This window comes from Oceanispirochaeta sp. (assembly GCF_027859075.1).
Taxonomy (GTDB): Bacteria; Spirochaetota; Spirochaetia; order DSM-2461; family DSM-2461; genus Oceanispirochaeta.
The window spans coordinates 1-13,571 of record NZ_JAQIBL010000355.1; the positions used below are offsets into that span (position 1 = coordinate 1).

General features: G+C 44.8%; 13 protein-coding genes and 2 pseudogenes. 12 read left to right on the plus strand and 3 right to left on the minus strand.

The features are described 5' to 3' along the window. Nucleotides 1-51: 51 nt before the first annotated feature. From PF479_RS20150 to PF479_RS20165, 4 genes are all read left to right on the plus strand, one after another. The gene (locus PF479_RS20150; protein WP_298010779.1) at nt 52-1,440 is read left to right on the plus strand and encodes an ABC transporter substrate-binding protein; all 1,389 of its coding nucleotides are present in this window, start codon (nt 52-54) and stop codon (nt 1,438-1,440) included. A gap of 97 nt (nt 1,441-1,537) precedes the next feature. Beyond that, entirely contained in the window at nt 1,538-2,425 is an 888-nt protein-coding gene (locus tag PF479_RS20155; RefSeq protein ID WP_298010782.1) for a carbohydrate ABC transporter permease, read from the plus strand. Then, a complete protein-coding gene (locus PF479_RS20160; RefSeq protein ID WP_298010784.1) occupies nt 2,419-3,381 on the plus strand; it encodes a carbohydrate ABC transporter permease in 963 nt (320 codons plus the stop codon). The genes PF479_RS20155 and PF479_RS20160 overlap by 7 nt, the downstream gene beginning before the upstream one ends. A 103-nt stretch (nt 3,382-3,484) precedes the next feature. Further along, nucleotides 3,485-4,885, plus strand: a complete 1,401-nt coding sequence (locus tag PF479_RS20165; protein WP_298010787.1) for a glycosyl transferase family 1 — start codon at nt 3,485-3,487, stop codon at nt 4,883-4,885. 5 nt (nt 4,886-4,890) lie between these two features. On the opposite strand, the gene PF479_RS20170 is transcribed toward PF479_RS20165, so the two are convergent. Then, nucleotides 4,891-5,463, minus strand: coding sequence for a class I SAM-dependent methyltransferase (locus tag PF479_RS20170; protein ID WP_298010789.1), 573 nt, complete (start codon nt 5,461-5,463; stop codon nt 4,891-4,893). 110 nt (nt 5,464-5,573) lie between these two features. Between PF479_RS20170 and PF479_RS20175 the strand changes: the two genes are divergently transcribed. From PF479_RS20175 to PF479_RS20200, 5 genes and pseudogenes are all read left to right on the plus strand, one after another. After that, nucleotides 5,574-6,302, plus strand: a complete 729-nt coding sequence (locus tag PF479_RS20175; RefSeq protein ID WP_298010792.1) for an AzlC family ABC transporter permease — start codon at nt 5,574-5,576, stop codon at nt 6,300-6,302. Continuing rightward, nucleotides 6,299-6,628, plus strand: a complete 330-nt coding sequence (locus PF479_RS20180) for an AzlD domain-containing protein (protein ID WP_298010795.1) — start codon at nt 6,299-6,301, stop codon at nt 6,626-6,628. Before PF479_RS20175 ends, PF479_RS20180 begins: the two co-directional genes overlap by 4 nt. Before the next feature lie 40 nt (nt 6,629-6,668). Then, on the plus strand, nt 6,669-7,304 hold the full coding sequence (locus tag PF479_RS20185; RefSeq protein ID WP_298010797.1) for an N-acetyltransferase: 636 nt from the start codon (nt 6,669-6,671) through the stop codon (nt 7,302-7,304). Nucleotides 7,305-7,528: 224 nt separating this feature from the next. Then, nucleotides 7,529-8,113 (plus strand): annotated as a pseudogene (locus PF479_RS20190) (hypothetical protein). 17 nt (nt 8,114-8,130) lie between these two features. Continuing rightward, a pseudogene (locus PF479_RS20200) lies at nt 8,131-9,021 on the plus strand (GGGtGRT protein). A 79-nt stretch (nt 9,022-9,100) separates the two neighbouring features. Here PF479_RS20200 and PF479_RS20205 read toward each other — a convergent pair. After that, nucleotides 9,101-10,561: an SUMF1/EgtB/PvdO family nonheme iron enzyme gene (locus PF479_RS20205; RefSeq protein WP_298010802.1), complete on the minus strand. Its 1,461-nt coding sequence runs from the start codon at nt 10,559-10,561 to the stop codon at nt 9,101-9,103. 334 nt (nt 10,562-10,895) lie between these two features. Continuing rightward, on the minus strand, nt 10,896-11,063 hold the full coding sequence (locus tag PF479_RS20900; RefSeq protein ID WP_367277269.1) for a type II toxin-antitoxin system PemK/MazF family toxin: 168 nt from the start codon (nt 11,061-11,063) through the stop codon (nt 10,896-10,898). 111 nt (nt 11,064-11,174) lie between these two features. Here PF479_RS20900 and PF479_RS20210 point away from each other — a divergent pair, with 111 nt between their 5' ends. The 3 genes from PF479_RS20210 to PF479_RS20220 all read left to right on the plus strand — a co-directional run. Beyond that, entirely contained in the window at nt 11,175-11,357 is a 183-nt protein-coding gene (locus tag PF479_RS20210; RefSeq protein ID WP_298010804.1) for an addiction module protein, read from the plus strand. A gap of 298 nt (nt 11,358-11,655) precedes the next feature. After that, the gene (locus PF479_RS20215) at nt 11,656-11,907 is read left to right on the plus strand and encodes a hypothetical protein (RefSeq protein ID WP_298010806.1); all 252 of its coding nucleotides are present in this window, start codon (nt 11,656-11,658) and stop codon (nt 11,905-11,907) included. Nucleotides 11,908-12,042: 135 nt separating this feature from the next. Then, nucleotides 12,043-13,571: SDR family oxidoreductase (locus tag PF479_RS20220; RefSeq protein WP_298010808.1), on the plus strand; the 1,529-nt coding region annotated here is incomplete at its 3' end.

Here is a 13,571-nt window from a genome sequence, read left to right on the forward strand (position 1 = left end):
CCTGTATACCCGTATTAAAATTAAATAATAATCTCAAAAGGAGAAGTTCTTATGAAAAAAAAGTTTAGTTTTTTAATGATTCTGATGGTACTGTCATCTTTTCTGTTTGCCGGCGGGCAAAGCGAGGCGGCAAGTCCTGCTGAAAGTATGGCCTCCCAGGGGCCAGTTGAAATTGATTTCTGGTCTACCCAGACACAGTCTGACAGACAGGCCACGATTCAGGTTCTTATTGATACTTTTGAAATCATGAACCCCAATGTTAAAATAAACCTCATACCTGTCGATGAAAATGATATGGCGACTCAGCTTAACACCGCTGCTGCTGCCGGTAAACTCCCGGCCCTACTTGAGAGTCCGGCTGAAAACCAGGTCGCCTTCGGATCTCAGGGGCTTCTCAACTCAGAAGCAGTCACTGACTTGATTAATACTGTCGGCAAAGATCAATTTTATGCCGGAACACTCAAACTCAATGAAACAGAGATTTCCGGAACTTATTATGCAGCCCCTTATCACGGATGGGTTCAGGGAATATGGTATAGATCCGACTGGTTTGAAGAAGCCGGGTTGAATCCTCCCAACACATGGGAAGATATCCTTAAAGCTGCTCAATATTTTTATCAACCCGACAAAAACCAGTATGGAATTCTGGTAGGAACAAAGCCCGAAGCCTATGCTGAACAGTGTTTTACCCAGTTTGCCATGTCTAATGGTGCTGGTCTCTTTGATAAAGACGGAAATCTGGTTTTCAACACGCCTGAAATGAAAGAAGCCATCGAATATTATGCAGAAGTGGCAAAGTATAATCCTCCCGGACCTCAGACCTGGAGAGCCCGAGACTATTATCTTCAGGGAAGAATGGCTATGTTCTTTTATTCAACCTACATCATGGATGACCTGGCCATTGCTGAAGTCGCAGCCGGTTCCCTTACCAGTGAAAACTTTAATGATCTGGCGGGTACCAGTTTTGATCCGGATCTTGTTGAAAATACAAGAATGGCTTCTACCATCAGTCATACTGAAGATGCCGGATTCGGTGTTGTTGTTTCTCTTTCATTGCCCGATCAGGGAGATCCTGCCAAGACAGAGGCGGCAAAAAAATTCCTGCGTTACCTCTATACTCCCAATGCTTATATTACCTGGCTTCATATGGCTCCCGGCGGGATGAATCCTGTATTAAAAGATATTGCTGTAAATGCAAGATTTCAGAATGATCCTAAAGGGATTTTCAACCACTATGGAACCGAAAAAATGGCCGAAATCATTGACGGACTGGATAACATTGAAACTTTCAGTATTGTAGACGGCAATAGAATTGCTGCTGCCAGTTCTATTTATTCTCAACAGATCATACCTCAAATGCTGTATAAAATTACACAGGAAGGTATGAGCGTAGACAAAGCTATGGTCTGGGCTGAAGAAGAAATGAGAAAGCTTCAGTAAACCTGTTTCTTTTCGTATCTCTGAATACTTCAGAGATTCTCTTTAAACCAGTTGAGGAGGGGCTTGTTTGCAGGCCTCTCCTTCCGGAGCAATTCCTATGACGACAATCTTTCCCTCCAAAAAATTAGGACAAAAGGAAAAGGAAATCCTTTTAGGTTGGGGACTCGTGTTTCCTGCCGTTTTTGTCATCCTTTCCATGATCCTTTATCCTATCATCTATAATATTTATTTAAGCTTCTTCGATGTAAATCTTCATGAGGGAAATACATTCATAGGTCTGGAGAATCACAAAGCAGTCCTGATTGATCCTTTCTTCTGGAAATCAGTGATGACCACTGTGATTTATGTTTTTTTTACAACCATAGGAACCACTCTCTTCGGTCTGATCGTCGCCATTGCTATGAATCAGGAATTTCCTTTAAGAGGTCTTGTCAGAAGTCTCGTCCTGTTTCCCTATGTTGCTCCTGTCATTTCGGTCGTTTTTGCATGGCAGTTTATATTTGATCCGGTCAACGGGATTGTTATGGATGTGCTGGTGGAGCGTTTGGGATTCCTGAATGAGAGAGTCAATTTGATCGGGTCTCCCAGTTCTGCTGTCTGGGTGGCTATTGTTTTCAGTATATGGAAAAATTTCCCCTTCACCTACCTCATGATCCTGGCAAGACTTCAGGGTATTGATAACAACCTTTTTGAGGCTGCTGAAGTGGACGGTGCATCGGGGTGGGAAAAATTCAGGTTTATAACTCTTCCTGAAATCTATTTTGTTACCGGTTCCATTATTCTGTTACGGGTCATCTGGAATTTTAATAAATTTGAAGAAATCTATCTGCTTACAACAAATGTAAAGGTATTGTCAATATACACTTACTTTAAAGCATTTGTCGGTACAATGGATATGGGGCAAGGGGCGGCTCTCGCTCTCATTCAGTTTATCCTGCTCATCGGTTTTATCCTTATATATGTTAAGAAGGTCCTCAAATGGTAAAAAAACGGAGCACTCTCAGATCTTTCGGATTCTTTATGCTTATTCTATTTATTGTCTTATTCTGTATTTTTCCATTTTTTCAGATGCTATCCATCTCTTTGAAATATCAATGGGACTGGGGAAATCCATCACTGATTCCTACACAGGTCAATACAGATGCTTACAAGGAATTGCTCAATATCGGACAAGATTTGAAGAATGTTCCTGAATCAATTCTTGAACTTCTTGAAAATACACCCGACATGTCAAAGAATCAGAAAGACACAATCCTGGCAAAATACAGGAACAGCGGGGATGTCTTTCCCTTTTTAAGGTTTTTTATGAATTCTCTGATCCTTTCGGGTGTAGCGGCGCTTATCTCCGTCATTATTGCCATATTCGGAGCCTATGCTTTCAGTAGACTGAAGTTTCCAGGTAGGGCAACAATTCAAAGAGGGGTTCTGTTTGTTTATATGTTCGGGGGAATCCTATTGTTAATACCTCTGTATAAAGTCTGTGTCAGTCTTGGATTTCTGGCAACAAAAAGCGGCACCTTTTCAGCTCTGCTTGTGATCTATATGGTGCAGACACTGCCGGTCTCACTTTATATGCTGGCGAACTTTTTCAGAACTATTCCTTATTCAATTGAAGAAGCTGCGATGATAGAAGGTGCCAGCAGGATGGGGACTATCTTGAGGATCATAATTCCTCTGTCTATTTCGGCTATTGTGACAGTTTATATCTATTCTTTTATGATAGCATGGAATGAGTATCTCTTTGCTTCTGTATTTTTAAAGGGTTTCAAAGACCTTTATACTCTTCCTATGGGATTAAGAGCTCTATTTGTGTCTAAAAATGCCGTATGGGACAGAATTATGGCTGCTTCCGTATTGACGGCTACACCAGTTATCGCTTTGTTCATGTTCATACAGAAGAATCTGGCCGGCGGATTGTCTGAGGGCGGGGTAAAAGAATAGAAAATCTGATAATCAATAGGCATACACCGGGACATGGTTCCGGTTTTTTTATATACTCTTCAGGATAGAATAAAAATATTGAATAATAGGGCAAATGAGTATAATGAATCAGAAATTTAGACTGGCTGTTGTGTGCGGCAAACTGGGCGATGTTGACGGAGTTTCTCTCGAGGTCGATAAATGGATTCAAGTTTTAACGGCTCTTGGTCATGAAATCTATACCATTGCCGGTTCATACGCGGCAAATCTGACCCTGGTACCCGAAGAGAGAAGGCTGACTGTACCTGAGCTGTGTTTTGATTCAGAATTTCAGAGATCCATCGAACTCATGATGTTTCCTCATATCATTCCTGGAAACAGGAGTAATCAAAATGAAAAGAAAAAAAAGGAAATCCTTGAGGATCTCGATTACAGAGGGGCAGAAGCTGCCGATGGTATCCACCAGTTCATTCTTGAACATAAGATAGACACCCTCATCGCCCAGAACACAAATGCCATGCCCATGACTCTGATTGGCGGAATGGCCGTCTATAAACTGGCCTCAGAATACAAGATGGGGGTGATTTTTCATCATCATGATTTCTGGTGGGAAAGGAGCCGATTCAGCGGCAATCATATGGAAGATCTTCTCAAAGAGATCATGCCGCCCTCGGATCCCTCGCTGGAGCATGTTGTTATCTCCTCCTATGCGGCTCATAACCTGAGGACCATAAAAAGGGTCAATCCCCACATCATCCCCAATTGTGAGGATTTTAATAACTCTCCCGTGAAAGATGAATACAACAGCAGTTTCCGTTCTGATCTGGGTTTCAGTAACGATGATATATTGTTTTTACAACCTACCAGAATCATTCCCCGCAAAAGGATTGAAGACTCCATACTGCTAGTCTCCCAGTTTCAAAAAAAATACCCCGAATTGAAAGACCGTATCCGCTTTATTATCTCCCTGTATCAGGGGGATGAGCTGGATGACAGCTATATCACGGGTATCCAGTCTCTGGCAGAGAGGGAGGAAGTCCGGCTGGAGTTGATTGCTCATCGTGTGGCTTCTGTCAGAGGAGTCGATAAGGAAGGACGAAAACTGTATACCAACAGGGATGTTCTCGTTAATGCCGACTTTGTGACCTATTTGCCTATCTGGGAAGGATTTGGGAATGCCCTATTGGAAACAGTAGCCGCCAGGGTCCCTCTCGTTGTTGCCACCTATCTGGTTTATAAGACTGACATCATGAACCGGGGGCTGGAATGTGTGGAAATCCGTGATGATTACGATGAAAAGGGCAGTCTGATAATACCCGCGAACAGTCTGCAGCAGATTTATCAGATCATTCATGATCCCGGAGTGAGGACCATGAGAACTGAAAACAGCTTCAATGCCATGAAGAAGGCTTTCGGTATGCCTGTTCTGGAAGAGAAGCTGTCGAAAATTCTGGAGTCCTATGGTGATGAAATCATGGCATCCCGCCGTCGTTTGTCCAAGAAGAATGCCACTTTTTCTGTATAAACCGTCTATTGGGGCTTTGTTCCACAGATACCGATATGAGAATTAAGGGTCACCATGGTCCGAATCTCTCTGAAACCGCTGTCCCGGACTTCTTCAATGATTTTTTTCCCGGAGATACGGTTTTTGAGAGGCGGGCCGGCATCCAGAACCGGTTCTTCTTTTTCCCAGTCAATAATCAACAGTTTTCCATCGGGTTTTAATATACGGAATACTTCGGCAAGAAAAATATCCCGGTCTTCCAGTTCATGATAGACCGCAATATTCCACAGGGCATCCACAGAATTGTCTGCCAGAGGGATTGTATTCCCCCTCAGAAGCATCGGCGAGACAGTATCGGGCATATGTTCCTGGAGGTAATCAATCATCTCGGGCTGTATATCCATGGCATGAATATCTGCTTCCGGGGCAAATACTGCCATTCGTGAGGTGAAAAATCCGGTGCCGGCACCAAAATCCACCAATACCTTGGGATTCTTCAGGTTCAGGAATGTCCAGATTTCCCGGGGAGGCAGCCAGTTCAGCCTTACCGGATCATTCAATTTATGGAGTTTGTCAGTGTTAAATACTTTTTTGTTCATATTATTAAAGAGTATACATTCTGAAAGCACTTTTTTCCTCTTTCTCTGTTTGTTTCTAAAATTGTCAAGTTGCCAAAATAGCCGACAAGTGGTACAAAACAGATAGTATTATGAAAAATAAGAGCAGAACCACTGAATTTATGGGTGGAGCCAGAGGGGCTATTCCTCTCTTACTCGGGACGGCTCCCTTCGGTCTGATATACGGGGCACTGGCTGTGACCGCCGGTCTCTCCAATGCAGCCGCCATGGCCATGTCTCTCTTTGTCTTTGCCGGTTCCGCTCAGTTTATTGCCGTGGGACTTGTGGCCGCTGGTGCTCCTGTGGTTATAATTATTTTTACAACCCTTGTAGTGAATCTGAGACACATGCTGTATAGCGCCACTCTTCTTCCCTATTTGAAGACTCTTCCTCAGAGATGGAGAATCCCCCTGGCATTCTGGTTGACCGATGAGGCTTTTGCCGTCTCCGTTGTCCGGTATAGGCAGGAAGATGATTCTCCCTTGAAACACTGGTATCAACTGGGAGCATCACTGGGTATGTATTTTAACTGGCAGTTCTGGTGCGCCCTGGGGCTCATCCTTGGAAGCCGTATTCCCGATGCAGCCTCCTGGGGACTGGATTTTGCTATGCCCGTCACTTTTATCGGAATGACTATTCCCTTTGTTAAAAATAAAGCCTCCCTTGTATGCGTAATAACAGCAGGGGCTGTATCGCTGATGACCGGTTTCCTCCCTTTTAAACTGGGACTGATCCTCGCGGCTCTGGCAGGTGTCGCTGCGGGTCTTCTCACTGAGAGAATGGTGAAGATAAAAACCGGTTTGAAGGAGAACGAAGCATGAGCCTACAGGAAGCTATCATGATTGCCGGTATGCTGGCTGTCACATTTTTGGTCCGTTATGTCCTGCTGGCAATGGCCGACCATTTTCAAATGCCCTCCCTGATGGAGCGGGCTTTGTACTATGTTCCACCCGCCGTATTAACCGCGATCATCCTCCCCTCTGTGCTGCTTCCTCAGGGCCGTTGGGATATAAGCTGGGGTAATGCCTACATCTTCGGTTCTCTCGCGGCTCTGGGGGCAGGGATCCTTATGAGAAAGCACACCCTTATGGCCTCTATCATCTGCGGGCTGTTCGTCTTCTTCTTATGGAGATTCCTTTTTTCCTGAGAACCCCTGTTCCAATAATAAATAAAAGAGGATTGAAAACATGAAAGTCAGAAATTTGATGGAAAAAGATGAGACCGCCCTCAAAGAGATCATCCATCTCGCAAATCCCCATAGCCTGAATCATCCCCAGCCCGATTTGATCTACAAACGCTGGGGGGAATACTATTTCCAGAACTGCCGGGATCATTGCTTTGTCGTTGCTGAGGAGACCCGCGACCGGGCTGTGGGAGTGATCCTCTGTGCTCCAGACACGAGAAGCTACCAGAAGGATTTTAATCAAAATTACTATCCTTCCCTTCAGAGAGATCTGGATGAGCTGGACCGGAGAATCCCCGGAATTTTGAAGGAGTTTGAACTGGAGTACTACAGAAAGAAGGAAGCCCAGGTTCAGGATTGGCTACATCCCGTTTTGGTCAGAAAGATCTACCGGGAGTATCCGGCCCACCTCCACATCAATATCCATCCTGAATATCAAAGGCAGGGACTGGGCCATCTGCTGGTGGATCAATTGCTGACTCATCTCAAGGAACAGGGTATTTCCGGGCTGCATCTGATTGTGAGTTCTGATAATCAAAAGGGCATCAGTTTTTACAAAAAGTATGGTTTCAGGTCTCTCTTTGAGATTCGTCCCAGGGGAAAGACCGGCATCATTTACGGTCTGAAAACTACCCATTAATAAAGATTTCTTATTAATCCGGCATACCCTATTTTCAAATTTTTTGTTTTCAATAGTATATCAAAAAACTATTATCTTTGTTCTTTTAGCTTGCCATGTGTGTTTTATCATCTTTTTAAAATAATCACATTCAATGGAAAGACTCACCAACACAAGGCCCTGAGGCCTTGCACAGAGTATGACACCAGGGCTGTGCTTCAACCCCGGTGTATATTGGAGGAAAAATGGATTCCTCTGTAGAAGTAAAAGAAATGTGTCCCATTACCAGAGGACTCAAGTACTAATCTTCTCCCATTCCAATGGAAGGGATCATCCAGGAATGTCTGATTGAAACAATCGGCTGCTCTGGAATGACTCATACCACCGCCATGGCTTCAGAGCTGCTCACAGGGAAAACCATCCTGGAAGCCCTCAACACAGACCTCATCTGTGATGCCATCAACGTGGCCATGCGGGAGCTGTTTTTGCAGATCGCCTACGGCCGATCTCAGACTGCCTTCTCCGAGGGGGGACTGCCCATCGGTGCCGGTCTGGAGGACCTTGGAAAAGGCCTTGTTTCCCAGGTGGGAACAACCTACGGAACTATCGCCAAGGGAGCCCGTTACCTGAATCTTGCCGAAGGGTATATCAGCAAACTGGCTCTGGATAAAAATGATGAGATCATCGGGTATGAGTACGTAAAGACCGGGCCCATGATGGACATGATTGTCAAAGACGGAAAAGATGCCAATGAAGCGGTAAAGGCCTGTACCAACAGCTATGGTCGCTTTGCCGAGGGTGTCAAGTTTGTTAACCCGAGACACGAGTAGGGAGGAGCAGAAATACTATGGCACTGTTTGAAAGTTATGAAAGAAGAATAAAACAGATAGATGTTGTCCTCAAAGAGAACGGCATTGGGTCTTTGGAAGAAGCCAGAAAAATCTGTACGGATAAAGGCTTTGATCCTTATGAGATTGTAAAAAAGAACACAGAATATCGCCTTTGAAAACGCCAGTTGGGCCTATGTCATGGGTGCGGCAATTGCTGTGAATAGAGGCATCACCAAGGCCAGCAAGGCGGCGGAAGTTCTGGGAAAAGGCCTTCAGGTGTTCTGTATCCCTGGTTCTGTTGCCGACCAGAGAGACGACGGCATCAGTCACGGCCAGCTGGTGTCCCGCCTGTTGAGCGAAAAATCCAACTGTTTCTGCTTCCTTGCAGGACACGAGTCTTTTGCGGCCGCAGAAGGGGCCATCAAGATCGCTCAGAACGCCAACACCGTCAGAACAAACCCCTGAGGGTCATCCTTAACGGTCTTGGTCAGGACGCGGCTTATCTGATCTCCAGGATCAATGGTTTTAACTATGTTGAAACAAAATTTGACTATGATAAGGGAACACTGGCTGTTTCCATCACAGGGAACTCCACCAACCCCACCAGAATCCAGCACCCCACGGCAGGTATCTACAAGAAAGAATGCAATCAGCAGGGAAAAGATTTCTTTTCCGTCGCCTCCGGTGGAGGAACAGGACAGACACTGCACCCCGACAATATTGCCGCCGGTCCTGCCTCCTATGATATGACCGACACCATGGGAAGGATGCACTCCAGCGCTCAGTTCGCCGGATCTTCCTCGGTTCCCGCACACGTAGAAATGATGGGACTCATCGGTATGGGTAACAACCCCATGGTCGGTGCCTCTGTCGCCGTCGCCGTTGCCGTCGAAAAAGCAATGGCCTAGGCCTTCAGCCTTACTGATATCTAAAACCACCGGGATAATCCCCGGAGGTTTTGTTTTTGCCGGTGATAAAAGCAGATTTTCAATCAGCGGTCCTGCACAGGCGGAAGCCAAGACTCCAGGTCATGTCGGTCGGGTTGCCGTCTTCACTGTAACCAACTTGCAGGTAGTATGCGCTAAGGTTCCAATACCCGCCTCGAATAAGCCGTTTCTGCTGAAACTCTTCAAAGCACCATTCAGCAACATTACCGCTCATGTCATATATCCCCAAGACATTGGCACTGTTTATTCCCAAGCTCTTTACTACTGCTTCATCAGAAGTCTCATTGTCCGCCCAGGCACCATCCCAGTATCGCCTATACATAGCAACAGCATCGTTAGCTGATTTTCCGGGATCGCCCCCGCTACCGCTATCATCATTATACAAAGTAGTCGCATTACTGGCCGAATTTCCTTTCGTCCATTTCGTCGTCATAGCATCAAAATCAGTGCCATATATTGTGCCAGTCACAACATTTGTCGTATCACTTCCCCGGTACCTTGCGGCATATTCCCACTCAGGATCTGAAGGCAAACGATACCCTGTATTGCTAGCAGTCTCTGTTGTTTCTTCGTCTAGCCAATCTGTATCAATGGTTGTGTAGACCACATTTGCAGTATTTCCGTCCCGCATTTCTGTCAGCCAATTACAAAACATGACAGCGCCGTACCAGCTGACATTGGTTACCGGATTGTTCTCATAACCGTCTTCAGCTGTGAAGGTCCCCTCTGATTCGTTGAAAATAACATGGCAATCAGTACTTCCAAGGTTCAATAGCAGCTGTCCACCGTGTTTTGCCATAGTCTCATCGAGGCCGTTATGATCAGCTATTGTGGTTGAAAATTGTTCATTATCATAAGCCCACTGAAAAACTGCAGCCATAACAGCACTCGTAACTTCAGTTTCTCCCATCCAGAACCTGGTGGTTAACGTTTTTGTCGTAATGTCCTCAGATGCGGTGGGGAAGGTTATACTAGTAGAACCGTTAGCGTAGATCATGGTCAGGTTCTGTGCAGACTCTGGCAAAGTCAATACACCGGTATCTCCAAGACTGGATGCACTGCCAAAGCCGGCACCTTCTGCCGCCGCAATTGCTATTGTTATGGTAACCGTATAGTCCTGAGTGCTGCTATCCTCTGCTGTTACGGTGTAGGTTACAGAAGAAGTAAAGTCGTTAGCCGTGGTTCCGCTTATTTGAGCCGTACCGCCCACGGCGATAGCTGTTCCACTTGCCGTAAATGTTGCCACAAGAGCGCTTACATCTGTTCCATACGGGACAGTTGCCGAAACAGTGGAGCCGCTGACAGTTCCTGCTACATCACTTAAAAGAGCAGCATTGCTTGCGGCTGTGAACCCGAAGGCGGTAAAGGCTTTTTCGTTGCCTGGTGTCGGGTCACTAAGAAGAGGGTCGCTTGCTGTTGAATCATTTGGTCCCGAGCAAGATACCAATAGAAGTACCGCTACGATTCCAATAACGATTGGGATATTACTTATTTTTTTCATGCTATGTATCCTCCAGACCAGAGAGAACTCTACTCAAATAGGATAAGGTCCATTTGCCGGACAACGCATCACCCGAAAGTACTAGAAAAGGAGTTTTTTCATATAAATCCCGATGTTTGACTAGCTAAAGGCCAAATTTAACAGTCCGTTATTGTACACGCACAGCGAATTGAAAAAACCAGACATATTCGGTAAAAGCTCAGGATTTTCAGCGATAGTTCTCCACTGAAAATCAATCTAACATATAAAAACATGGTATTTCCTTTGGTGAAGCCCATAAAAGGTTACTTGCTGAGTGGCTTTTATTGTATTATAAAAGAAGTTTTTCCTTCTCTTATAAAACAACACCATCTATCTTTTTCCTATTAATCTGAACCCCGAAAGGGTCTCCCTTCGATTTACCGGTAATCGGACATGCAATAAGTAAGACAGTTTTCCTGTTATATTTTGAGAGAGATAAAACGAGGGCTACCCTTTTGCCTGCTTGTTCATGGCCGGACAATGGAGTGAAATTTAACTAAATCAAATCCTGCATGACCTCTCGCCCTCAATGGGCTCGAATATCGATATTCTTACCAAAATCTGGTATACTAATTTTATGAGTACACAAGAAATGATAAAGGAAGCATTAAATCTGTCTCCAAAAGAAAAATCTCAGATTATTGAAGCACTCCTTCTGAGTCTAGATCAGCCTGATTCAATAATTGAAAATATCTGGAACAGTGAAATAGATAGAAGAATAGATGCTATAGAAGATGGTTCAACGGAAACAATCCCTTACAAAAAAGTATTTTAAATGAACATTGAGTTTGATCCATAAACGTTACACCTTCTGCTTGTATTTTTTGCAAGTGAAAATTCCCCATTATTGCAATTATTTTTCCCAACTACCCAGTGGGGAATTTTATGTGTAATTTAGTCAGAAATTCACCTCCTTAATATGCCCGTGAACAGCCTTCCTGACCTGCTCAAAAATGTCCTGTTTAGAGTATTCACGAACATGTCCATCATAGTCCATGGATTATACATAGTTTAAACAGGAGTCAAGAATTGATGAAAGCGTTCTGGTTCTCTTCAGTAAAAGAAAAAATGGTGTGTCTCTTTCCATTCTTACAAAAAATATTTCTAAAAAGTTGGAACTTGATATTCAAAAACACAATGAGCAGTACCCCAAAATTAATGTTAAGCAATTTAGCAAGGCTCACGATAGTTTTTTGATTATTGATAATCAAATTTTGTATCACATTGGAGCGTCATTGAAGGACTTGGGCAAAAGATGGTTTGCCTTCAGGAAGATGGACATATCAGTTATAGAAATGCTGATTGGATCAGGAGAGCTGGCATAAAGAGAGATAACGCTTAAAGAATACTTATTTTAAAAAAGCGAGGATCATTGTCAAACGAGGAATATGACATTCCCCCTTAATCCCTCTTTCGATATAATGCTCAAAAGATTAATATAAGTATTTAAGGGAAAGAACGTGAACACCAGTCTTAAGCAAGTCTTTACAGAAGAGGATATTGAACAGTGTATTGCTGTGCTTTCCCATTTTGCAGCCCATAATGAGGATTATTCCAAGCTGCCGAAGGAACAGCAGATTGAACTCATGAAATCTGCAGGCATTCTCTCAAAACCGGACGTCCATCAGAGGAAACAGCGAAACAAGGCATCCCGCAAGCTGAAACGGCAGCAAATCGTGCTGTCCGAACGGAAAGCACGGGCCTCTACCGGTATTCGCCAGGCCCGTGAGTTCGAGGTTTTTACGGCTCCGGCCCAGCTCCTGCTCCGGGATCACTCGAAGGATGAGACACTGACCCTCCATTCTCCCCGGAAATGTTATGTCTGTAAGGCTGAATTTACAAAACTTCATTTCTTTTATGATTCCATGTGCCCTGTCTGCGGGGAATTGAATTATCAAAAACGCTTCCAAACCGCCGATTTATCCGGTCAGGTCGCCTTGATTACGGGTTCCCGTTTAAAAATAGGTTATCAGGCCACAATGATGATGCTCAGAGCGGGAGCCACGGTGATCGCAACCACCCGTTTCCCAGTGGATTCTGCATTGCGCTATGCCCGTGAAGAGGGTTTTAAGGAGTGGGGTGACCGGCTCCATATCTATGGTCTGGATTTAAGGCATACTCCCAGTGTAGAAATCTTCTGCAGCCATATAGAGCAGACTTACAGCCGATTGGATATCCTGATCAATAATGCCGCTCAAACTGTACGCCGTCCTCCGGGATTTTATACTCATATGATGGAGAATGAATCAATATCATTTTATGATCTGCCCGGGAAGGCGCAGAAACTGATGGAAAATTTTCAGGGTTGTACGGGTAAACTGGATTCATTGAACCAGTCGGATCTCAGCAACGAATCAGCCCTGCCTGTTTCCTGGCATGGCATACTCCCCGGGATTGGGCTTCGAGAGTCGGCCCGCCTCTCTCAGATTCCCTACACCTATGATGACACTCTTTCAACTGAAGCGATTTTTCCGGAGGGGAAACTGGATGTGGATCTGCAGCAGGTCGATTTGCGAAAGACCAACAGCTGGCGATTGAAACTGGGTGAAATCCAGACTTCCGAGATGCTTGAAATCCAGCTGGTCAATGCGGTGGCTCCCTTTGTTCTATGTAACAGATTAACCCCCATGATGAAACGGGATAATACGGGTCAAAAACATATCGTCAACGTCTCTGCCATGGAAGGGAAGTTTCATCGATTCAAGAAAACAGAACGTCATCCCCATACCAATATGGCCAAGGCCGCTCTGAATATGCTCACTCATACTTCGGCCAGAGGGCTGGCTGATTTTGGTATTTATATGAATGCCGTCGACACGGGCTGGGTCACCGATGAAGATCCGGCTCAACTCTCCAAACTGAAGGAGGACCTCCATGACTTTCAACCCCCCCTGGACATTGTGGATGGAGCCGCCCGGGTCTGCGATCCATTCTTTGATGGAATCACCAGAGGAACCCATTGGTGCGGAAAGTTTCTTAAGGATTATTT